The following is a 21,634-nucleotide window of genomic DNA, read 5'->3' on the forward strand; positions in this document are numbered from 1 at the left end:
GTTCCGCCGGTTCCGCCGGTTCCGCCGGTTCCGCCGGTCCGGCGGAACCGGACGGCGGCGGGCAGGCGGGCGGACGGCGCACGGTCAGGACAGCGGGGCGGGGGAGTTGGCCTCGGGGACGAGCAGCGCGGGCGCCGCCGAACCGTCGGCCGGTACCCCCCAGACGTCGTTGACCCCGTCCGAGCGCTGGATCGCGTACGCGACGGTGGCGTCGTCGAGCCAGGCGGGCTGGTCGTCCACCGAGCGCTGCTCGGGCAGCCGGGTGGCGGCCATCGTGGCGAGGTCCAGCACGGCGGGGCGCCAGCCCTTGGCGGGGTCGCCGTCGACGGCCTGCTTGAACGCGATCCGGCGGCCGTCGGGGGAGAGCGACGGGCACTCGACGTTGTCGGCGAGCGTGCGGACGGTCCGGGCCGCGAGGTCGCCCTCCACCAGGTAGCGGTGGCCGTCGGTGGCGAGGGTCGCGTAGAACCGGTTGTCGTCCGCGGTGAAGGTCACCCCCCAGTAGTTCACGTCGGCGGCGCGGTACGGCCGGCCCTCCCGGGTGATCGTGAACTCCTCCAGAGTGTTGAGGAGTTGCCCCCCGGAGGTGTCGAGGACGCCGGTCCGGGTGGAGAAGGAGTTGCCCGCGTAGGAGTCGCCGCCGACGAAGAGCGTCCAGGAGACCATCCGGCCGCTGGCGGAGACCCGGAGCCGGTTCGGGAGGCCGGTCAGCGAGACCTTCCTGCGCTCGTTCGACGCCCGGTCCAGCACGACGAGTTCGGGCCCCTCCAGGGCGCCGGCCGGGGCGAGGCAGGCGACCGTCCCGGCGGCGGCGTACGCGCGCTCGCAGCGGCGGCTGCCGACCTCGCGGCTTCCGCCCGGGTCCTGGCGGGAGACGGACGAGAGCAGGCCGTTGCTCAGGACCTGGATGCGCGGACCGGCCGCCGTGCCGCCGGGGTCGCCGTCGGGATCGGAGTCGGAGTCGGGGGCGGAGCCGCGGCCCGGGGCCGTCGCGGCGGTGCCCGGTGCGGAGCCGGCGGTCAGGGTGTACGTCGTGGCGGCGCCGCCGAGCAGCAGGGCGGCGGTGGCGATCGCCAGCAGCCGGGCGCGCGGGGTGAGGTTCAACGGGGTTCCTTCGCAGGGGTGTCGGAGGTGGTCACGGGAGCGGCCGGGCCGGCGGGGCGGCGCGGACCGCCGGACAGCAGGACGACGGTCCCCAGCAGCGCCACCACGACGGCCGCCGCGGCCGCCCGGCTGGCGGTGGCCGGCCCCCAGTACTGCCAGGCCAGCCCGAACAGCACCGAGGAGGCCAGGTAGGCCAGGGCCTGTCCGCTCTGCACCAGGGCGATGCCGGTGGTCCGCAGCGCCTCGGGCAGCCGGGGCCCGGCCAGGGCCATCAGCACGCCGTCGGTGGCCGCGTAGAAGAGGCCGTGCAGCGCCAGCACCGCCACCGTCGCGCCCGTCCCGTCGAGCGGCCCGTACAGCAGCAGGTACGCGCCGGCCAGGGCCGCGTAGCCGCCCAGCAGCACCGGGAGGCGGCCGATCCGGTCGGCGAGCGCGCCCAGCGGCGCGGCCAGCAGCAGGTACGTCAGGCTGGTGCCGACCGCCAGCAGCGGGAACCAGCCCAGCGAGAGGTCCGAACGCCGCTGCAGCAGCAGGTAGACGAAGCCGTCGCCGATCGTGGCCAGCCCGAGCAGCGCGGCGGCCAGCACCAGCCGCAGCACCGGGCCCTGCCGCAGCAGGCCCAGCGCGGCGCGGGCGGAGATCGCGCCGGCCGCGGGCATCGGGGTGCGGTGGTCGCGGACGAACAGCACCAGGATCAGGACGCCGAAGGCGGCGACGCAGAAGCTGGTGACGAAGACCGCGTCGAAGGCCTGTCCGGCGGCGGCCAGGACCGCCAGCGCGAGCAGCGGGCCGGCGAAGGCGCCGGCCGCGTCCATGGTGCGGTGCAGGCCGAACGCCCGGCCCAGCGAGCCCTCCGGGGCGGAGAGGGTGATCAGGGCGTCCCGCGGGGCGCTGCGCAGGCCCTTGCCGGCCCGGTCGGCGGTGATCACCAGGCCGAGCGCGGCCGGTGCGGAGCCGGCGGCGAGCAGGCCGAGCTTGGCGACGGCGGAGATCGCGTAACCGGCCCCGGCGACGACCTTGCGGCGCTGGATCCGGTCGGCGACGAAGCCGCCGACCAGGCGCAGCAGCACGGTCGCGCCGCCGTAGAGACCGTCGATCACCCCGTACGCGGCCGGGCCGAGGTGCAGGGCGGCGGTCAGGTAGAGCGGGAGGACGGCGGTGACCATCTCGGAGGAGACGTCGGTCACCAGGCTGACCGTCCCGAGGGCGACGACGTTGCCGCCCACCAGGGCCCAGCGGCGCTTCCTCGGGCCGGCGGGGGGATCGGTGGGGGGATCGGCGGCGGCCGGGCGGCCGATGGTGGACAGGTACACGGGTGGCCTTTCGCCGGTGCGAGCTCGGCACGGGGACGGTCGGCGCGGGACGGCGGCGCGGGGTGGTCCGCGCGGGGTCGGCGGAGCGGCGGGACGCGGCCGGGGGAGGTCCCGGCCGCGTCGTCGCTCGGGGGGTGCGCCGGGCGTCAGTGGCAGGCGGTGGTGCCGCTGTCGTTGTACGTCTTGCCCGCCTCGGGGACGAACTGCCAGGTGTAGCCGTTGTTGTGCAGCGTGAACTTCAGCACGCCGTAGGTGTCGCTGTTGCGCGCCTCGCTGTTGGCCTGGATGGTGCCGAAGCTGTAGTGGCTGGCGCCGCCCATCCCGGCCACGAAGTGCCGGATGCCGCGGGTGGTGTCGAGCGCGCCGCCCGGGTTCATCGGCGCGAACCGCTCGTACTGGTGGTTGTGGCCGGTGACGATCACGTCGGCGTTGTAGTCGTACAGGGCCTGCACCAGCGGGCCGACGGACGTGCTCGGGCCGTGGTTGGAGCCGGACGTGAACCGCGGGTGGTGCCAGTACGCCAGCGTGCAGGGCTTGTTGCTCGCGGCGAGGTCGGCGCGGAGCCACTGCTCCTGGGCGGAGCCGGTGCTGGTGGAGATGTTCGAGTTGAGCGCCACGACGTGCCAGTTGCCCAGGTCGTAGGAGTAGTAGCCCTGGCCGGCGGTGCCGGCCGCGGCGCCGAAGTAGTTGTAGTAGCCGGTGGCGCCCGAGGTGTTGTACTCGTGGTTGCCCGGCGCCGGCTTGGTGCGTGCCTTGTGGCGGCCCCAGGTCGGTGCGTAGTAGTTGGTGTAGTCCGAGGCGCTGCCGTCGGGGTAGGCGTTGTCGCCCGCGTTGAACACCGTGCCGGGGATGCCGTCGAGCAGCTTGGCGGTGGCCTCGTCGCCGTTCCCGGAGTTGGCGATGTCGCCGGCGCCGACCAGCACCGGGTCCGCGCCGCCGGTCGGGGAGGTGGTGGGGGTCGGGGTGGCGGTGGGCGTGGCGGTCGGCGACGAGGTCACGGTCGGCGACGGGGAGGGCGTGCCGGTGTCGGTGGTGATCACCAACTGCGGTGCGGTGGAGCCGGATTCGCGCGAGTCGTAGTCGGCGCCGTCGCTGGACGCGGAGGTCACGCCGATGGCGAAGGTGCCGTTCCCCTGGACGTAGGAGGTGACGTCCACCTCGTACCAGGCGTTGCGGGAGACGGAGCCGATCGAGCCCAGCACCGGGCCGTCCACGGCCGGCTGGTTGTTCCAGGTCAGGCCGGTCTCGGACCAGGTGGTGCTGCTCAGCGAGCGGAAGGTGCCGCCGCTGCCGCTCTCGGCACCGGACACGTCGTCGGTGTGGATGCGCAGCTTGGCGCCGGTCACCGGTGCGGTGAGGCCGGAGACGGTGAACTTCAGGAAGGTCCGCTTGGCCGGGCTGTTGTCCACCCCGAGCTGGCCGGACGTTCCGTAGTTGGTGCTCGGGTTGCTGCTGTACGCGTAGGTGTCGGCCACCGGGGTGAACGTGGTGGTCCCGACCGCCGCGGTGGCGGCACCGGAAAAGGCGGTGACGGCCAGCGCGCCGGCGGTCATGGCGCCGAGGGTGGCCGCGGCGACGACTCTGCGTCCGGGCATGGGGTGACCCTTCGTGAGAGGAGGGGGACGGTCGGCGGTGCGTCGGGAGACGCTAGGGACGGCAGCCTTCTCCCGGGTGATGGACTTCCCCTGGACCGATGGCCGGTCGGTGAACGCCTGGTGCCGTCGTCCCACCGGCCTCTCCGGTCCCACCCCGCCCCGGCCGTCGGCCCCCGCGCCGCCCCGCTCGACCGGTCCGTCGACCGGTCCGAGCAACTGACTGTCCGTCAGGTTACCGTGCCGTAGCGTCCCGTCCACCCCTCCCGTCGCCACCCGCCCGTCCGCCGCCCACCCGCCCGTCCGCCGCCCACCCGCCCGATCCCGCCGCCCCGCCGTGAACACCCCGCCGTGAACGCCCCGCCGCGCCGCCCGGCCGTGAACGCACGACCGCCCCCGCCGGGTGTGCGGACCCGGCGGGGGCGGAACCTGTGGGGACGGAAGCGGCGAGGGCGGAAGCGGTGCGGCGGGGGCGGAAGCGTCGGGACCGGGCGCTACGCCGCCACCGGCCGGTCGGTGTCGTACGCCTCCCGCACCCGGGCCTGCGCCTCGGCGCCCGCCGCCAGGTGGTCGAGGCCGAGCAGCGCCGCGCCCAGCACCGGCGGTGCGACGACGACGCGCGGCTCGGCGAGCGGCGCGGCCTCCGCCAGCCGGGCGGTGAGGTTGTCGATCAGCAGCGGCTGCCGCGAGGCGAGCACGCCGCCACCGAGCACCAGCGGGGTGGGCTCCTCCAGGAGTTCCAGCCGGCGCAGGGCGACGACCGCGAGCCGGGTGATCTCGTCGGCCTGCCGGTCGATCAGCTCCAGCGCGACCCGGTCGCCGCCCTCCGCGACCGCGAACAGCACCCGGACGATCTCGTGCAGCCGGCCGTACGGCAGGTGGTCCAGGTGGACGGCCTCGGCGACGGCGCCGGCGCTGGGCAGGCCGAAGTGCTCGGCGATGGCCGGGGCCAGGACGGTCGGCCCGCCGCGGCCGTCCTCCGCGCGGACGGCGTGCCACATGCTGGTGAGCGCGAGACCGGCGCCGCCGCCCCAGTCGCCGGTCAGTTCGCCGAGGGCGGGGAACCGGGCGGTGCGGCCGTCGGGCAGCAGGCCGACGCAGTTGATGCCGGCGCCGCAGACGACGGCGACGCCGCGCGGGCCGTCGGTCCCGGCGCGCAGCAGGCCGAAGGTGTCGTTGACGACGGTGTTGCTGGCGCCCCACGGGTGGGACTCCAGGGCCACCCGCAGCGCCTCCTCCTCGACCGGGAGGTCGGCGTTGGCGAGGCAGGCGCTGACGTGACTGGTCAGCGTGCCGTTCCAGGCGGTGATCCCGGCCGCCGCGGCGGCCTGCTCGACCAGCGGCGCGAGGCCGGCGACGGCGGCGGCGCCGCCGACCTTCTGCGGGGTGAAGCCGCCACCCCGGGCGGAGCCGAGGACGGTGCCGTCGGCGCCGATGAGGGCGACGTCGGTCTTGGAGTTACCCGCGTCGATGGCGAGGACGCCGGGCAGGTGTGGTTCGGGCTGGTGGGTCATCAGGTCCCCGCGGCTCGTACGTGGCCCGGCCGTGGTTGGTCCCGGCCGGGGGTGGGAGGTCTCCTCGCGGCCTCCTCGCGGAGGGCCGGCGGGCCCTCGGCGGCCCGGCCCGCACCCCCCACGGAGTGCGGGCCGGAGTTCGGCCGGGCGGGTCAGGCCCAGGCGAGGTGCTCGCGGTTGTGGGCGAGCAGCCGGTCCGTCAGCCGGTCGGCGAGGTCGATCTGGCCGACCAGCGGGTGGGCGAGCAGGGCGTCGAAGACCCGGTCGCGGCCGCCGCGCAGGGCGGCGTCCAGGGCGAGGTTCTCGTACGCGGTGACGGAGGCGATCAGGCCGGCGTAGAGCGGCTCGACCGGCCGCTGCGGCAGGGCCCGTACGCCCGCCGCGTCGACCTCGGCCGGCACCTCGATGACGGCGTCGTCCGGCAGGAACGGCAGGACGCCGTCGTTGCGGGTGTTCACCACCTGGACCGAGGTGGCGCCGTCGGTGCCGAGCAGCGCCGCGATGAGCTGCACGGCCGCTTCGGAGTAGAACGCGCCGCCGCGCTTGCCGAGCAGTTCGGGCTTGGTGTCGAGCGCGGGGTCGGCGTACATCTCCAGCAGCTGCCGCTCGATCTCGGCGACCTCGGCGGCGCGGGAGCCCTTGACCTTGAGCTCCTCCACCACCTGGTCGTGCTGGTAGAAGTACCGCAGGTAGTAGGAGGGGACGACGCCGAGCCGCTCGATCACCCGCCGGGGCAGGAGCAGGTCGTCGGCGATCTCCTGGCCGAAGCCGGCGAGCAGCTCCGGCAGCACCTCCCGGCCACCGGCGGCGCCGGGCGCGTCGAGCAGGGTGACGCCGCGCTCCCAGGTGAGGTGGTTGAGGCCGACGTGGTCGAGCCGGATCAGCTCCGGGTCGACGCCCAGGTGCTTGGCGAACCGCCGCTGGAAGCCGATGGCGACGTTGCAGAGGCCCACGGCCTTGTGGCCGGCCTCCCGCAGGGCCCGGGTGACGATGCCGACCGGGTTGGTGAAGTCGACGATCCAGGCGTCGGGGTTGGTGCGCCGGACCGTCTCGGCGATGTCGAGCACCACCGGGACGGTCCGCAGCGCCTTGGCGAGCCCGCCCGCGCCGGTGGTCTCCTGGCCGACGCAGCCGCACTCCAGCGGCCAGGTCTCGTCCTGGTTGCGGGCCGCCTGCCCGCCGACCCGCAGCTGGAGCAGGACGGCGTCCGCGTCCGCGACCCCCGCCTCGACGTCGGTCGTGGTGGTCACCACGGCGCCGTGCCCCTGCTTGGCGAAGATCCGCCGGGCCAGCCCGCCGATCAGCTCCAGGCGGTCCGCGGCCGGGTCGATCAGGACGAGCTCGCCGATCGGCAGGGTGTCCCGCAGCCGGGCGAAGCCGTCGATCAGCTCCGGGGTGTACGTCGAACCGCCGCCGACGATGGCCAGCTTGAGTGTGGACATCAGCCCTTGACCCCTGTCAGTGTCACGCCTTCGATGAAGGCCTTCTGTGCGAAGAAGAAGAGGAGGATCACCGGGGCCATCACCAGCAGCGTGGCGGCCATGGTGAGGTTCCAGTTGGTGTGGTGGGCACCCTTGAAGGACTCCAGGCCGTAGGAGAGCGTCCAGGCACCGGGCTTGTTGCTGGCGTAGATCTGCGGGCCGAAGTAGTCGTTCCAGCAGTAGAAGAACTGGAAGAGGGCGACGGCGGCGATGGCCGGCTTGGCCATCGGCAGGACGACCTTGAGGAGGGTGCGCAGGTCGCCGCAGCCGTCGATCCGGGCCGCCTCGATGTACTCCTTGGGGATGGTCAGCAGGAACTGCCGCAGCAGGAAGATCGAGAAGGCGTCGCCGAAGGCCATCGGGATGATCAGCGGCCAGAGCGAGCCGCTGAGCCCGAGCTCCTTCGCCCAGAACAGGTACATCGGGATGATGGTGACCTGGGGCGGCAGCATCATCATCGAGATGACCGCCATCAGCGCCAGATTGCGGCCGCGGAAGCGGAACTTGGCGAGCGCGTAGGCCACCGGAAGGCTGGAGACGATGGTCAGCAGGGTGCCGAGGCCGGCGTACAGCAGGGTGTTGCGCCACCAGGTGAGGAAGCCGGGGGTGTCCCACACCTTGGCGTAGTTGCCCCACTCCCAGGAGGTGGGCCAGTAGTCGGTGGTGAGCGCCTGGCTGTCCGTCATCACCGACGTGAGGAAGGCGAAGACGAGCGGGAGCAGGAAGAACAGCGCGGCGGCGACGGCCAGCGAGTGCACGGCCACCCAGTTGAGCAGCGCGCGGCGGCGGGCGGCGCGGGCCGCGGCGCCGGGGGCGCCGCGCCGGGCGGGCCCCTCCGCGGGGGCCTTCGCCGTGAGGGTGGAGCTGAGAGTCATGATCGTGTCCTCACTGGGCCGCTAGTCGTCGCTCGCCATGAAGCCGGACTTGCGGCGGAGCAGGAGCGAGGTGACGGCCATCGAGATGGCGAACAGCACCAGGGCGACGACGCACGCCGCGCCGTAGTTGAAGCGCTGGAAGCCGAGGTTGTAGACCATCTGCGGCAGGGTCCAGGTGGATCCCTGCGGGTAGCCCGGTTCGAACTGCTGCCCGGAGTTGCCCGCGTTGCCGCTGGTGACCTTCGCGGCGACGATCGCCTGGGTGTAGTACTGCATGGTCTGGATGACGCCGGTGACCACCGCGAACATGATGATCGGCGAGATGTTCGGCAGGGTGACGAACCGGAACCGCTGGAACGGCCCGGCGCCGTCGAGTTCGGCGGCCTCGTACTGGTCCCTCGGGACGTCCAGCAGGGACGCCATGAAGATGACCATCAGGTCGCCGATGCCCCACATGGCGAGCATGGTGAGGGCGGGCTTCGACCACGTCGGGTCGGCGAACCAGCCCGGCTGGGGCAGTCCGATCTCGCCGAGGAAGTGGTTGACCGGTCCGGTGCCGGGGTTGAGCAGGAAGGCGAAGGCGACGGTCGCGGCCACCGGCGGTGCCAGGTACGGCAGGTAGAACGCGGTGCGGAAGAGTCCGGCACCGGTCTTGACCTTGGTGATCAGCAGCCCGATGCCGAGGCCGAACGCCACCCGCAGGCTCACCATGATGAAGACCAGCCACACGGTGTTGCGCAGGCCCTTCCAGAAGGCCGGGAGGTCGTTGAAGACGTAGTCCCAGTTCTTCAGGCCGTTGAAGGCGGGTGCGCCGAAGCCGTTGTACTTGGTGAACGAGAAGTAGACCGTGGAGATCAGCGGGTACAGGAAGAAGACCGCGAAGCCGATCAGCCAGGGGGAGAGGAAGGCCAGGGTGCGGGCCGCCTCCCGGCGGCGCTTCCGGCGCAGCAGGTGCTGCGTGGAGGGCGCCGCCGGGTCGGTCGGTCCGGTGCCCCTGCGGGTGTCGGACGCGAGTGACATGGGAGCTCCGTGAACCGTTCCGCGCTACTTGGCCTGGGCGATGGCGGCGTCGATCTCCTTGGCGGTGGCCGCGAGACCGGCCGCGAGATCGGTCTGCCTGCCGGACTCGAACTCGTAGCCGAGGTTCTGCACCGAGACGATGTAGCCGCCGCCGTTGACGCTGGCCGGCGTGGTGCTGGAGTTCGCGTTCTTCGCGATGTCCAGGAAGGTCTTGAAGTTCGGGTCGCTGATCAGCTTCGGCGAGTCGAGCGCCGCGAAGGTGCTGGGCACGTTGTGGATCGCGTTGGCGAACGAGACCACCGCGTCGGTGTCGGTGGTGAGGAACTTCGTCAGCTCCCAGGCGGCGGCCTGCTTCTTGCTGGTGCTGGCGATGCCGATGATGGTGCCGGTCTGGTAGCCGCGGCCCCAGGTGGAGGCCTGGTCGTCCGGCACCGGGAACGGCGCGGTCGCCCACTCGAAGTCCGGCTTGTTCTCGGCGAGCGAGGCGGTGCGCCACTCACCGTCGATGGCCATCGCGACCTGGCCGGTGTGGAAGGGGTTCTTGGCGCTGAACTCCTCGCCGAAGGTGGCCCGGAACTTGTCCAGCTTGTCGTAGCCGCCGAGCTTGTCGACCAGGCCCTTCTGCCAGTTCATCATCGCCGCGACCTTCGGGTCGGCGGCGATGCTGGACTTGCCGGAGGCGTCGAAGTAGCTCGGGCCGTACTGGCCGAGGAAGTGCTCGGTGGTCGACTCGTAGCCGTGGTACAGCGGCATGAAGCCGAGCTGCTTGTAGCTGTCGCCCTCGGCGAGGGTGAGCCTGGCGGCGGTCTCGGCGAACTCGCTGAAGGTCTTCGGCGGGCCGGCGATCCCGGCGTCGGCGAAGGCCTTCTTGTTGTAGTACAGGCCGAAGGCGTCGCCGAGCAGCGGCAGGGAGCACTGGTTGCCCTGGAACTGCGTGTAGTTGAGCATCGCGGCCGGGAAGGTCTTGGCCGGGTCGATGTTGTCCTTCGCCAGGAAGGGCTTGAGGTCGGCGAAGGCCTTGGTCGAACAGAACATGCCGACGTTGTTGGTGGTGAACGAGGAGACCACGTCCGGGGCGGCGTCGCCACCGGCCCGCAGTGCCTGGTTGACCTTGTCGTCACCGATGTTCTCGGTCGTCTTGACGTGGATGTTCGGGTGGGCCTTCTCGAAGGCGGCGATGTTGTCGTTGATCGCCTTCACCTCGGCGGGCTGGTTCCAGCCGTGCCAGAAGGTGATGGTGACGTCCTTGCCGCTGGCCGAGTCGTCGCTGCCGCTGCCGTCGCTGGATCCGGTGCAGGCGGTGGCCAGCAGGGCCAGGACGGCGCTGCCGGTGACGGCGGCGATCGTACGGCGGCCTCTGCGGGAGGTGGTGGAGTGCACTTCGAGGTCCTCCTGGGGGTGCGCGGGCAGGCGTCATTGCCTCGGGTCCCGCGTAGGGGGTTGGGGAGAGTGGGTGCAGGGGTCGAGCGGTGCGGGTGGTGCGGGTGGAGCCGGGTGGTTCGGGTGGTTCAGGCGGTGCTCGGTGGGAGCGCCGGTGACTCGGGCGCCGATGGGTCGGACGCCGGTGGTTCTGAACCGGTGGTTCTGACGCCGGTGGTTCGGACGCCGGTGGTGGAAGCGTCCGTGGTGGGAGCGTCGCTGGTGTGAACTTCGGTGGGCGGGTGGACCTCAGTGGGTGGAGAAGACCGCCTCGCGGGCGGCCGCCAGCGCGCGTTGCAGCGCGCCCAGCAGGACGGGCGAACCGGACAGGGTGCTGCTGCGGACCTCCGGGCGGGCGATCGAGATCCGGGCCAGCTCCTCCTCGACCAGCGCCCGCAGCCGTTCGCCGCCCGCGGTCGGCACACCGCCGGAGACCACCACGAGCTGGGGGTCGACGACGGCGACGATCACGGCCAGTCCGACGGCCAGCCGGCCCGCCAGCTCGGTGAGGAACGCGTCGCCGGCGCCCGGGGTCCGCAGCGCCTTGGCGAGCGTCTCCTCCGCGGTCGGCGCGCCGAGTCCGTGCTCCCGGGCCAGGGCCCGGACGGCGGGGGCGCCGACCAGCTCCTGGAACCCGCCGGAGTTGCGGCGGCGCACGTCCCGCAGCACCGGGGCGCCGGGCACCGGCATGTAGCCGACCTCGCCTGCGCCGCCGGTGAAGCCGCGGTGCAGGCGGCCGGCGATCACGATCGCGGCGCCGGTGCCCTCGCCGGCCCAGAGCAGGACGAAGTCCTCGAACCCGTGCGCCGCGCCGGAGGCCTGCTCGGCGACGGCGGCCAGGTTCACGTCGTTCTCGATCGACACCGGCGCGCCGATCGCCCCGGACAGCTCCTCGACCAGCCGCGGCGCGTGCCAGCCGGGCAGGTGGGAGGCGTACCTGAGCTTGCCGGTGCCGGGGTCGGGCGCCCCGCCGACGCCGATCACGACGGTGTGCAGGCTGCCCTCGGCCAGCCCGGCGGACCGGGTCGCGTCGGCGACCACCCGGGCGACCCGGGGGACGGTCTCGGCGGCCGTCCACCCCTTGGTGGGGACGACGTCCTCGGTGAGCGTGGAGCCGGTGATGTCGGCGACGGCGACCCGGACGTGGCTGTTGGTGACGTCCAGCCCGGCGACGTGGCCGGCGGCCGGATTCACCTGGTACAGCTGCGCGTTGGGTCCCGGTCCGCCCGCCGTGGTGCCCACCGGCAGGACCAGCCCGGCCGCCTCCAGACGGGCCAGCAGCTGGGAGGCGGTGGGCTTGGAGAGTCCGGTCAACGTGCCGATCTGGGTACGGGAGAGCGGGCCGTTCTCCAGCAGCAGTTCGAGGGCGGCGCGGTCGTTGATCGCGCGCAGCAGGCTGGGGGTGCCGGCGAGGGGGGCCTTGGCGGTGGTCCTGGTCACGCGGAGATCCTCCTCCTCTTCCTGCTGGTCGGCTGCCCGGCGGACGGGCCCGGGCGAACTGTTAGGAAACTTTCCAGTCGCTTGAGACAGGACCGTACGGTCCCCGTCACGAGGGTGTCAATGGCCCTTCCCCCGGTGGATGCCGAAGCGTTACCGGGCAGCAGTGAGCCCCGCCTCCGGCGTGCGCGGAGACGGGGCTCTCGTTCGTCCACGGGCTCCGCCGGGGCGGCGGCCCGCTACCCGGTCAGGGCGCCTTGGCCGCGTCGTCGACCGGCTTCACGGGAGCCGGTATCGGCGCCGTCGCCTGGTAGCGGGGCGAGTTCGGGTCGGCCAGCGCCGACGGCGGTGCCGGGTCGGCGCCCGGCGAGGCCGCCGACGCGGTGGTCAGCACCACCCCGGCGGTGGCCGTTCCGGTGGCCGCGCCCGCATCGGCGGCGACCGGCGCGACCTCCTCCTTGACCTTGATCCCGGCCTGGTCGAACGCGACCTTCAGGCGCTGCCGCAGGGCCCGCGCCACGCTCAGCGACTTGCCCGGAGCCGTCCGCGCCTCGACCCGCAGCACCACCGAGTCCACGGCCACCGACTCCACGCCCAGGATCGAGAACGGCGCCCAGACCAGCTCGTCGAACGGCGCCTCCTTGGCCAGGGCCTCCGCCGTCTCCTGGATCAGCGCCTCGACCCGCAGCAGGTCCTCCTTGTACCCGACCTGGACGTCCACCGAGGCGGTCGACCAGCCCTGGCTCATGTTGGCGATCCGCTTCACCTCGCCGTTGCGGATGTACCAGATCTCGCCGCCCGCGCCGCGCAGCTTGGTCACCCGCAGGCCGACCTCCAGCACCGTGCCGGTGGCCACCCCGGTGTCGATCTCGTCGCCGACGCCGTACTGGTCCTCCATGATCATGAAGACCCCGGAGAGGAAGTCGGTGACCAGGTTGCGGGCGCCGAAACCGATCGCCACACCGGCCACACCGGCACTGGCCAGCAGCGGGGCCAGGTTCACCCCGAGCGCCGACAGCACCATCAGCGCGGCCGTCCCCAGGATGCTGAAGGACGCGACGCTGCGCAGCACCGAGCCGATCGCCTCCGAGCGCTGCTGCCGCCGCTCGGGGTTGACGACCCCGGTGTTGGCCAGCAGCCCGCCCAGCCGTCCGGGCTCGTCCTCGCCCTCGCCGGGCTTGACCATCCGCGCGATCAGCTGGGAGATCAGCTTGCGGACCATCGCGCGCAGCACCAGGGCCAGCACGACGATGAAGACGATCCGGACCCCGCTCGCCAGCCACTCCTGCCAGTGCGAGTCGAACCAGCTGGCGGCCTGCCGGGTGGTGTCGGAGACCTCCTGCGCGCTGGTCGGGATTCTGAGGTCGAGCTGCGGCAGCCCCGGGGCCGTGGGACTGGGGGACGGGTTCGGCGTCGAGGCCGACGGCGTGACGGACGCGTCGGCGAGGAGGCCGGCGGCACCGGACCTGAACACGTGCGGGACCTTCCTGCAGGGTGCGTGGCACAGCCCGCCGCCGCGGAGGCACACCCGGGAGGCACGCCCCTGGCCTGCGGACCGTCCGCTCTACCCTATCCGCCGCCCACCCGGCACCCTGACACGCCGACGGCCTCTGCACCGCCCTCCCACGGCTCTCCCACGGTCCGGCCACCGCTCTTCCGAGGGCGCGCGGCGGCCGGACGGACGCCCCGTCAACGCCCCGGCGCGCTGCCCGCGGCCCCGCCCGCCCCGCGGTTCACCCCCGCCTCCCCCTCCGGCCGGGCCCGCCGTCCGCGCTGCTCCGACGGGGTCCGACCGGTTCCCGCCCCGTGCGCCCCGCTGCTCCGACCGGCCCAGCCTTCCCCCGCGAGGGCGCCCCGGAGCACCCTCCGGGCACCGGGGTGCAACCCGCCCTTCCCCCGGGCATACCGGGTATGACAGAAGCCACATCCGGAGTTCACGTCAGGTCCGTTACACAGGAGTGGTGGCGCCGTACAAAGGCGTAAGGCGACACTGGGGGAGATCACGCACCCGCTGTGTGATCCAACCGCTCGTCCCGGCGCGAGCCACGCGCCGCAGGCGTCCAAGGAGGCATCCGTGCCGCATGTCCTGGTCCTCAACGCGTCCTACGAGCCACTCGGCGTCGTATCGATGCGCCGCGCACTCATCCTCGTCCTCAATCACAAGGCAGTCAGCCTCGAGGACTCGGGTGTCACTCTGCACAGCGCCACCAGCGCCCTTCCGGCGCCGTCCGTCGTCCGACTGACCCGCTTCGTCCGGGTCCCGTTCTGCGGGCCCGTCCCGCTCACCCGTCGGGCGCTGTTCGCCCGCGACCACGGCCGTTGCGTCTACTGCGGGGCCGCCGCCACCAGCGTCGACCACGTCATCCCGCGCAGCCGGGGAGGCCAGCACCGGTGGGACAACGTGGTGGCCGCCTGCCGCCGCTGCAACCACACCAAGGCCGACCGCCACCTCACCGAACTCGGCTGGCGGATGAAGCGCCCGCCGGCCCCGCCGTCCGGCCTGGCCTGGCGGATCATCGGCACCGGGATCAAGGATCCGCGCTGGCGGCCCTACCTGGAGCCGTACGGCGGCGGCGACCAGCTGCGCGCCCCGCAGTGGGGCGAGTACGAACACCACGACCATACCGAGGCCACCCATCCGGTGCCGCTCGGCCGGGCGCACTCGGCCCACTCGGCCCACTCGGCCCACTCCGCACCCGTCCGCCGCGGTGAGCAGCCCGAACCGCTCTCCGCCTGACCACCGCTCCACAAGGGCTTGCCCGACAGATTTCCCGGTACGCCTCATGGGCCGCCACGCACCCCGCAAACGGGGAGCGCGGCGGCCCGCCGCGTTGCCGGGCCCGGCCGCCCTCCCGCCCACCGTGCGCACGCAGGCCCCGCGTGCCCGTGCCCGGGCGGCCGTGCGTGCCCGCGGGGGCGGACCGGGCGCAGGAACCCGCGCCCGGTCCGGCACCCCCGCTACGGCTTCGCCGGCGGACCCGTCGGAGCGCCGGTCGAGCCGGACGGGGCCGGAGTCGGCCCGGTGGGCGTGGCGGACGGCGCCGGGGTGGTCGCCGGGGCGGTCGGCACCGTGGTCGGCTGTCCGCCGGCCTGTCCGCCGCCCTGCTGTCCGCCGCCCTGCTGGCCGCCACCGCCGGGCTGCCCGCCCGGAGGCGTCACCGGCGGCGTGAGGGGCGGTGTCACCGGCGGGGTCGCCCCCGCCGCGGCGACGGCGTACAGCTCGACGCCCCAGAGCGAGTAGCCGTACTTGGTGGCCCGGGCCACGCCCTGCACCCGCAGGTACTTCGCCCCCGGCGCGTCGAACCGCACCGTCTCGTTGCCGCCCCTGCCGTCCTCCACCGTCGCCACGGTGGTCCAGGAACGGCCGTCCGCCGAGACCTGGATCTTGTACGCGGCGGCGTACGCGGCCTGCCAGTGCAGCACCGCCGAGCCCAGGTGGACGGCCCGCGGCAGCTCCAGCTGCACCCAGGCGTCGTCGGCGGCCGGCGAGGACCACCGGCTCTTCGGATCCTGGTCGGCCACGGCCGAGGCGGGGAAGTGCGGCGTCTCGTCGGCCGACGAGGTCGCCTCGGCGGTGATCGCCAGGTCCGGCCCGCCGGTCGGCGGCACCACGTGCACCTGGAGCACCTGCCGCATGCTGGTCTGCCCGGTCACGAACACCACCGGTACCTGGTAGGTGCCCGACGGCGTGTCCGGCCCCGCGGTGACCAGCAGCGGGACGCCGACCCGGCCGCCGCGCGGCACGCTCACACCGGTCGCGGGCGTCACGGTCAGCCCCTTGGCGACGGCCGGCACCTCCGTCCGCAGCTCGCCGGTCACCCCCTCCGGCCGGCCGGCCTCGACGGTGGCCCGGGCCTGGACGGGCGCGCCGGCCCCGATGACCGCGTCGACCGCCGTGTCGGCCAGGCTGAGCCGGGCCGCCGGGGCGTCCGCGTACCAGGGGATCACCTGGTTGACCACCGGAGGCTGCCCGCCCGGCTTCCAGGCCAGGCGGAACGCGTCGGCGGGCAGCCCGCCGGCCGACAGCTCGTTCCAGCCCGGCTGTATGGTGCCGATCTCCGCCCAGCTGCCGTCCGCGCGCCGGACCGCGACGGCGGCGGAGGCACGCACGTTCGGGTCGGTGAGGATGGTCAGCCGGTCCAGCGGCCGGGCGGCGCCCAGCTCGACGGTGAGCGGCTCGTCCAGCGAGGTCGGCGCGGTGGCCGCCCGGTAGGCGGTGTCCGGGTTGCCGTCCAGCACCGCGGCGGCCGAGGAGCCGGGCAGTGCGGCCGGGCCGCCGGAGACGCTGGCCGGTGCCTCGTCCGGCGCGGTGACCGAGAACTCGCGCACCGCGACCGCGGTCTTCTGCGCCGAGGTGGCACGCAGCCGGACCGCCCGGACGACGGTCCCGGCGGGCAGCTGGGCGGAGACGGACTTCTGGTTCTTCACCTGGGCCAGCCGCTTCCAGCCGCCCTCGCCGGTGGAGTACTCCAGCACGCCCTCGCGCAGGTAGTCGTCGAGCGCGTTCTGGCCGTCCGGGCCGTTGCCCCAGGAGCCCATCAGCACGGTGACGCTGCCGACCGGGCGGCCGTCGCCGAGGTCCAGACCGACCGAGTCGCCGGGCTGCGGCGGCGCCGAGCTCCAGTAGAACGTGTCGGCGACACCGTCGGTCATCAGCGCGGGGAGGTGGTCGTGCGCGGTGCCCAGGGTGGTGGTCGGGGTGACGCCGCCGTCGAGCACGCCGGCCCAGGTGTCGGCGGCCCGCAGCGCCCGCTCCAGGAACGGGCCGAGCACGCCTGCGCCGACCGTCGCCGGGCTCTGGCCGAGCTGCTCGCGGAGCTTGTTCAGCTCGACCCTGGCCTTCCAGGCGGCCCCGCCGTCGCCGCCCCGCTGGGCGACCAGCATGTCCACGGCCGCCTGTCCGGCCAGGCCGTAGTCGCGCAGCGGAGCAAGCCAGGAGGCGGACTCGGCGGCCAGCTGGGCGGTGGCCGGCGCCGAGGCGAGGGTCTGCTGCGCGCCGGCCATCGCGGCGAAGGATTCCCGCAGCGGGGCGGCCGCCTCGATCAGCCGGGCGAGGTCGGGCGCCACGCCGGAGGTCGGCTCGGCGGTGGCCCAGAACCGATCCAGCAGCGGCAGCAGGTAGCCGGACTCCTGCTTGGCGAGCGGCGACGAGGCGCTGTTGCCGGCCAGCGCGGTGACGGCGGCCAGGGCCGCGCCGGCGGGCGTCGCGGCCGAGGCGGTCGGACCGGCCAGCGAGCGCAGCGCGGCCTGCCAGGACTCCTCCGGCTTGTACCCGGCGGGGTTCCAGGCGAAGTCACCGGCGGTGGCCAGCGCGATCCGGGAGGCGACCGGCTGCTGCATCGCGCCCGTCAGCATGACGGCCGAACGGGTCGCCACCTCGGTGTCGCGCCCGGTGTAGGCCCCCAGGAAGAGCCGGTCCGGGGTGGCGTCGTTGACCGGGTAGTTGTCCATGGTGACCAGCGGGTGCCCGTACAGGCTCGCGGTGTCGGCGGCCTGGGTGCCGGTGATCCGCTCCGGGATCACGCCGACCCCGCTCCAGGCGACCTGGACGCCCGCCGGCAGTGCCGCGGCCAGCGCGGTCCGGTACGGGGTGGCGCCCTGCTGGTGGTACTCGGTGGGCACCACCGAGAGCGCGGCCAGCCCGGGGTTGCGGGCGATCAGCCGGTCCTGCACCCGGCCGGCCAGTTCGGCCTGCGCCTTGGCGGCGGCGGCCGGCCCGGTGCCGTACTTCGCGCGGTCCTCGGAGCAGTGCCACTCGTCGTAGGAGACGTCCAGGAACTGCAGCTGGAACGCGCCGAAGCCGAGCTTCCGCAGCCCGTCCAGCTTGGCCACCAGCGCGTCCGCGTCCTTCGCGGAGCTGTAGCAGAAGGACTGACCGGGGTCGATCGCGTACCCGGCCGTCACGTGGTTGTGCGCGGCCCGGGCGGCCAGGGCCCGCAGGTCGTCGGCCTTCCCCTGCGGGTAGGCGTCCCGCCAGCGGGAGAGCCGGTACGGGTCGTCGCCCGGCGCGTAGAGGTAGAGGTTCTGCTTGGCCCGGCCGAGGAAGTCCAGCTGGTCGAGCCGCTGCTGCTGGGTCCACGGGGTGCCGTAGAACGCCTCGGCGGTGCCGCGCACCGGCGCGCCGGACGGCCAGTCCCGCAGCGTGACGCCCGGCAGCCCGAGACCGGCCGCACCCGGCGCCTGCCCCTGCCCGGCCGGGACGACGGCCAGCAGCTGGCGCAGCGACTGCGCGGCGTAGAAGGTGCCCGCCGCGTCGGTGCCGGCCAGCACCACCACGCCGTACGTCCCGCCGCCCTGCACCGGCAGCTGACCGGCCGACAGCACGTACCCGCCGGCCGGCATCCCGGCCGTGGTCGGCGCCGCGGTGTCCTTGCCGCCCGCGGCCGCGGTCAGCTCCCGCAGCACCCGGTCGGTCGCGCCGCCCGCGCCCTCGGCGGGCCCGCCGACGTACACCACCAGGTCGCCGGCGACCGGCGTGCCGGGCTCCGACCGCGGGGTGATCACGGTGGCCCCGGCCACGCCCAGCACCTCGTGCACCGCGTCCACCGCACCGTGGTCCGCCTTCGGCGAGACCACCAGGGTGACGCCGGTCGGCACGGTGACCGGCTTCCCGGCCACGCCCATCTCCTGCGGACGCGGGAACACCTGAGGGTTGCTCACGTTGCCCAGCGGCGTCTGCGCCGCGTTGCTCGCGGTGCTCACCACGTCCGGTCCCGGCGAGTACGCGTACGCGGCCGGACCGCTCACCAGCAGTCCGCCGACCACGGCCGCCGCCGACAGCGTCGCCGCCACCTGGAGGGTCCGCCGGCTCGGTGCCCCGGGCCGCGCGGCCAGCGCGCGCTCGGCGCGCACCGACGGCAGCAGCGGAGACGTCCCCTTGAGATCGGCGATCAGCCGGTCCGCCGTCCTCGGCGCCAGCTGACGGCAGGTCCGTGCTGTCGCCCGCCGCGCCGCGAGGGCCGCCGGGTGCTGTAACACGTCACGCAGCGCCGGGCTCTGCTCCAGCTGCTGACGCAGCCGCCGCCCGGCTACCTCGGACACTCGGGCTTGCACAGGAGCCTCCTCGCCAGGAACCACATCGCGCCAAAGCCCACCAGCTACCCCTCCCGGTGTCAACGTCGCCGACGGGTATGACTACTTTGTCCGATTTACCCCGGACTCCAACCCTTCGCCCCCGCACCGAAAGCCCCGGTCGCGAACGCGCCCGCCGGAGCGGGACGCAGGCCCGGCCGACGTCCCGTGCGCGCGCCCCCGGCGGACCCGGTGCTCCCGCGCCACCCCCGGGTCCGTGTGTCGCGCAGGGTCGCCGGGGCGTCACGCGGGTAGGACTGTGGCTGTCCTGACTGGGCGTTGCCGAGACATCGCAGGAGCCGCGAGTGGCCGCTTATCTCGACCGTGACGGAGCCGACGGCCTGGAGGTGCCGGCGCAGGACGCGCCGCCTCCTCCGCCGGAGCTGGTGGCGCTGGCCCAGGCGTACGGAGTGGACGCCCGGTACGGGCCCGGAGGAGTGCCGGCGGGCGCACGGACGCTGGTCGCGGTGCTGGCCGCGCTCGGCGTGGACGCGGCCACCCCCGACGCCGCCCGGGCCGCGCTGGAGCACCACCGCACCGAACAGCGCGCCCGCCTGCTGCCCCCGACCGTGGTGGTCCGGGCGGGCCGGCGGACCGCACTGGACGTGCCCGCCGACGCGCGGCTGACCGTCGAGCTGGAGGACGGCGGCCGCTGGGACCTCCCGCGCGGCCACGCCCACTGGCTCCCCGCCGACCTGCCGCTCGGCCGTCACGTCCTGCGGGCCGAGATCCCCGGGCGGACCGGGGACGAGCGGCGGACCGGCACCGCCCACCTGATCGTCGCCCCCGAGCGGCTCCCCGCGCTGCCCGGCCGCAGCTGGGGCTTCCTCGCCCAGCTGTACTCCGTGCTCTCGGACCGCTCCTGGGGCATGGGCGACCTCGCGGACCTCGCCGACCTCGCCCAGTGGGCCGGCGCCGGCCTGGGCGCGGGCTTCCTGCAGATCAACCCGCTGCACGCGGCCCTGCCCGCCGTCCCGTCCGACCCGTCGCCCTACCGCCCGTCGTCCCGCCGCTTCGCCGACCCCGTCCACCTGCGGGTCGAGGCGGTCCCCGAGTACGCCTACCTGACCGGCGAGGACCGCGCCGAGGCCGACGGGCTGGTCCTGCGCGCCGCCCGCCTGCGGGCCGAGGTGCTGCAGCACGACGGCCTGATCGACCGCGACGGGGTGTGGGCGCTCAAGCGCCGCGCGCTGGAGCTGCTGTACGCGCGGTTCGAGCGGTACGCGGCGGAGCACGGCGCGGTCCGGCGGGCCGCCTTCGAGGCGTACCGGGCCCGCGAGGGCGCGTGGCTGGAGCGGTACGCGGTCTGGAACGCCCTGGCCGAGAAGCACGGCGCCGACCGGCACGCCTGGCCGAAGGGGCTGCGCCACCCGGACTCCCCGCACGTCGCCCGCGAGGCCGCCGAGTCGGCCGACCGGGTCGGCTTCCACCGCTGGCTGGCCTGGCAGGTCGACCGGCAGCTCGCGCACGCCCAGCAGGCGGCCCGCACCGCCGGCATGCCGGTGGGCCTGGTCCACGACCTCGCGGTCGGTGTCCACCCGGACGGCGCCGACGCGTGGGCCTTGCAGGACGTCCTCGCCACCGGCATCTCGGTCGGCGCGCCCCCGGACGCCTTCAACGCGCACGGCCAGGACTGGGGCCTGCCGCCCTGGCGCCCGGACGCGCTGGCGGAGGCCGGCTACGCGCCGTTCGCCGAGCTGATCCGCGCCGCCGCCCGGCACGCCGGCGCGATCCGGATCGACCACGTCATGGGCCTGTTCCGGCTCTGGTGGGTGCCGGCCGGGCACGCGCCGATCGAGGGCGCCTACGTCCGCTACGACGCCGAGGCGATGCTCGGGGTGCTGGCGCTGGAGGCGCACCGGGCCGGCACGGCGGTGATCGGCGAGGACCTGGGCACGGTGGAGCCGGGTGTGCGCGAGGAACTGGCGGCCCGCGGGGTGCTGGGCACCTCGGTGCTCTGGTTCGAACGGGACTGGCAGGCGAAGGGCGAGATCCTGCCGCCCGGGCGCTGGCGCCCGGGCAGCCTGGCGACGCTGACCACGCACGACCTGCCGTCGACGGCCGCCCGGCTGTCGGGCGAGCACGTGGAGCTGCGGCACCGGCTCGGCCTGCTGGCCAGGGCGCTCGGCGACGAGCAGGCGGAGGCGGCGGCCGAGCTGGCCGACTGGCGGGCCGAGCTGGCCCGGCTGGGCCTGCTGGGGGAGGACGAGCCGCTCTCGGCGACCGCGCTGTACCGCTTCCTGGCGGACACCCCGGCCGAGCTGGTCGGGGTCTGGCTGCCGGACGTGGTGGGCGATCCGCGCCCGCAGAACCTGCCGGGCACGTGGGACCAGTACCCGAACTGGCGGCTTCCGGTCGCGGACGGCTCCGGCCGGCCGGTCACGCTGGACGCGCTGGCCGCCGCTCCGGCCGCGGGTGCCCTGGCTGACCTGCTGCGGACCGTCGGGCAGCAGACCGGGCCCGGGCCCGAAAGGCCGACCCCGCCGAGCGGCCCCTCGTAAGTGGCGGGTAAGTTGGCATCGTGGACAAGAGGAACGCTTTGCGAGCCGGCGCGGTCACCGCAACGGTCACGCTGATGATGCTGCTGTCGTCGCCCGCCATGGCCCTCACCAGGGACGACGGCGACGACCCGGGTAGCGGCCTGAGCGTCGCCCAGACCCTCGGTCTGTTCGTGGTGCTCCCGATCGCGTCCTTCGTGATCATCGCCGCTCTGGCCGCGCTGCCGTACGGCGGCGGCAAGGAGAAGAAGTAGCGGCCGCAGGCCTTCCGGCCACAGAGCCCAGCAAGACCCCGAGGGGGCGCCGGACC

Annotated in this window: 13 protein-coding genes and 1 pseudogene; 3 read left to right on the top strand and 11 right to left on the bottom strand. The window is 74.4% G+C overall.

Going from position 1 to position 21,634, the window contains the following annotated elements; genetic code table 11:
• Positions 1-84: 84 nt before the first annotated feature.
• From ACFWOG_RS18400 to ACFWOG_RS18445, 10 genes are all read right to left on the bottom strand, one after another.
• On the bottom strand, positions 85-1,104 hold the full coding sequence (locus tag ACFWOG_RS18400; RefSeq protein ID WP_329948601.1) for a hypothetical protein: 1,020 nt from the start codon (positions 1,102-1,104) through the stop codon (positions 85-87).
• Positions 1,101-2,417 carry an MFS transporter gene (locus ACFWOG_RS18405; protein WP_380359643.1) on the bottom strand — a complete coding sequence of 439 codons (1,317 nt, stop codon included), beginning with the start codon at positions 2,415-2,417 and terminating at the stop codon, positions 1,101-1,103. The genes ACFWOG_RS18400 and ACFWOG_RS18405 overlap by 4 nt, the downstream gene beginning before the upstream one ends.
• 146 nt (positions 2,418-2,563) lie before the next feature.
• Positions 2,564-4,012, bottom strand: coding sequence for a DNRLRE domain-containing protein (locus ACFWOG_RS18410; RefSeq protein ID WP_355405215.1), 1,449 nt, complete (start codon positions 4,010-4,012; stop codon positions 2,564-2,566).
• Positions 4,013-4,503: 491 nt separating this feature from the next.
• Complete coding sequence (locus ACFWOG_RS18415) at positions 4,504-5,523, bottom strand: BadF/BadG/BcrA/BcrD ATPase family protein (protein WP_329882054.1); 1,020 nt, start codon at positions 5,521-5,523, stop codon at positions 4,504-4,506.
• A gap of 152 nt (positions 5,524-5,675) precedes the next feature.
• Positions 5,676-6,965: a 6-phospho-beta-glucosidase gene (locus tag ACFWOG_RS18420; protein WP_380359646.1), complete on the bottom strand. Its 1,290-nt coding sequence runs from the start codon at positions 6,963-6,965 to the stop codon at positions 5,676-5,678.
• Complete coding sequence (locus ACFWOG_RS18425) at positions 6,965-7,879, bottom strand: carbohydrate ABC transporter permease (protein WP_329948606.1); 915 nt, start codon at positions 7,877-7,879, stop codon at positions 6,965-6,967. The genes ACFWOG_RS18420 and ACFWOG_RS18425 overlap by 1 nt, the downstream gene beginning before the upstream one ends.
• Positions 7,880-7,900: 21 nt before the next feature.
• Positions 7,901-8,899 carry a sugar ABC transporter permease gene (locus tag ACFWOG_RS18430; RefSeq protein ID WP_329948607.1) on the bottom strand — a complete coding sequence of 333 codons (999 nt, stop codon included), beginning with the start codon at positions 8,897-8,899 and terminating at the stop codon, positions 7,901-7,903.
• A 24-nt stretch (positions 8,900-8,923) separates the two neighbouring features.
• Complete coding sequence (locus tag ACFWOG_RS18435) at positions 8,924-10,279, bottom strand: ABC transporter substrate-binding protein (RefSeq protein ID WP_380359648.1); 1,356 nt, start codon at positions 10,277-10,279, stop codon at positions 8,924-8,926.
• A 288-nt stretch (positions 10,280-10,567) separates the two neighbouring features.
• Positions 10,568-11,758 carry an ROK family transcriptional regulator gene (locus ACFWOG_RS18440; protein WP_329882059.1) on the bottom strand — a complete coding sequence of 397 codons (1,191 nt, stop codon included), beginning with the start codon at positions 11,756-11,758 and terminating at the stop codon, positions 10,568-10,570.
• A 244-nt stretch (positions 11,759-12,002) separates the two neighbouring features.
• On the bottom strand, positions 12,003-13,229 hold the full coding sequence (locus ACFWOG_RS18445; RefSeq protein ID WP_329948609.1) for a mechanosensitive ion channel family protein: 1,227 nt from the start codon (positions 13,227-13,229) through the stop codon (positions 12,003-12,005).
• Positions 13,230-13,829: 600 nt separating this feature from the next.
• Here ACFWOG_RS18445 and ACFWOG_RS18450 point away from each other — a divergent pair.
• Positions 13,830-14,333, top strand: a pseudogene (locus ACFWOG_RS18450) (HNH endonuclease); the annotation flags it as partial.
• A 380-nt stretch (positions 14,334-14,713) separates the two neighbouring features.
• Here the strand turns inward: ACFWOG_RS18450 and ACFWOG_RS18455 are convergent.
• Positions 14,714-18,808, bottom strand: a complete 4,095-nt coding sequence (locus ACFWOG_RS18455; protein ID WP_380359651.1) for a beta-N-acetylglucosaminidase domain-containing protein — start codon at positions 18,806-18,808, stop codon at positions 14,714-14,716.
• A 359-nt stretch (positions 18,809-19,167) separates the two neighbouring features.
• On the opposite strand from ACFWOG_RS18455, the gene malQ reads away from it, so the two are divergent.
• Positions 19,168-21,327, top strand: a complete 2,160-nt coding sequence (gene malQ / locus ACFWOG_RS18460; protein ID WP_380359653.1) for a 4-alpha-glucanotransferase — start codon at positions 19,168-19,170, stop codon at positions 21,325-21,327.
• A gap of 20 nt (positions 21,328-21,347) precedes the next feature.
• Positions 21,348-21,578 carry a hypothetical protein gene (locus tag ACFWOG_RS18465; protein ID WP_329948611.1) on the top strand — a complete coding sequence of 77 codons (231 nt, stop codon included), beginning with the start codon at positions 21,348-21,350 and terminating at the stop codon, positions 21,576-21,578.
• Positions 21,579-21,634: the final 56 nt, after the last annotated feature.

Origin of the sequence: Kitasatospora sp. NPDC058406 (assembly GCF_042722765.1) — a bacterium.
Classification (GTDB): Bacteria; Actinomycetota; Actinomycetes; order Streptomycetales; family Streptomycetaceae; genus Kitasatospora.

Bases quoted from the DNA above. Each gene is read 5' to 3' on its own strand.
- ACFWOG_RS18410 (WP_355405215.1), bottom strand. From the start codon at position 4,012: ATGCCCGGACGCAGAGTCGTCGCCGCGGCCACCCTCGGCGCCATGACC.
- ACFWOG_RS18415 (WP_329882054.1), bottom strand. From the start codon at position 5,523: ATGACCCACCAGCCCGAACCACACCTGCCCGGCGTCCTCGCCATCGAC.
- ACFWOG_RS18420 (WP_380359646.1), bottom strand. From the start codon at position 6,965: ATGTCCACACTCAAGCTGGCCATCGTCGGCGGCGGTTCGACGTACACC.
- ACFWOG_RS18425 (WP_329948606.1), bottom strand. From the start codon at position 7,879: ATGACTCTCAGCTCCACCCTCACGGCGAAGGCCCCCGCGGAGGGGCCC.
- ACFWOG_RS18430 (WP_329948607.1), bottom strand. From the start codon at position 8,899: ATGTCACTCGCGTCCGACACCCGCAGGGGCACCGGACCGACCGACCCG.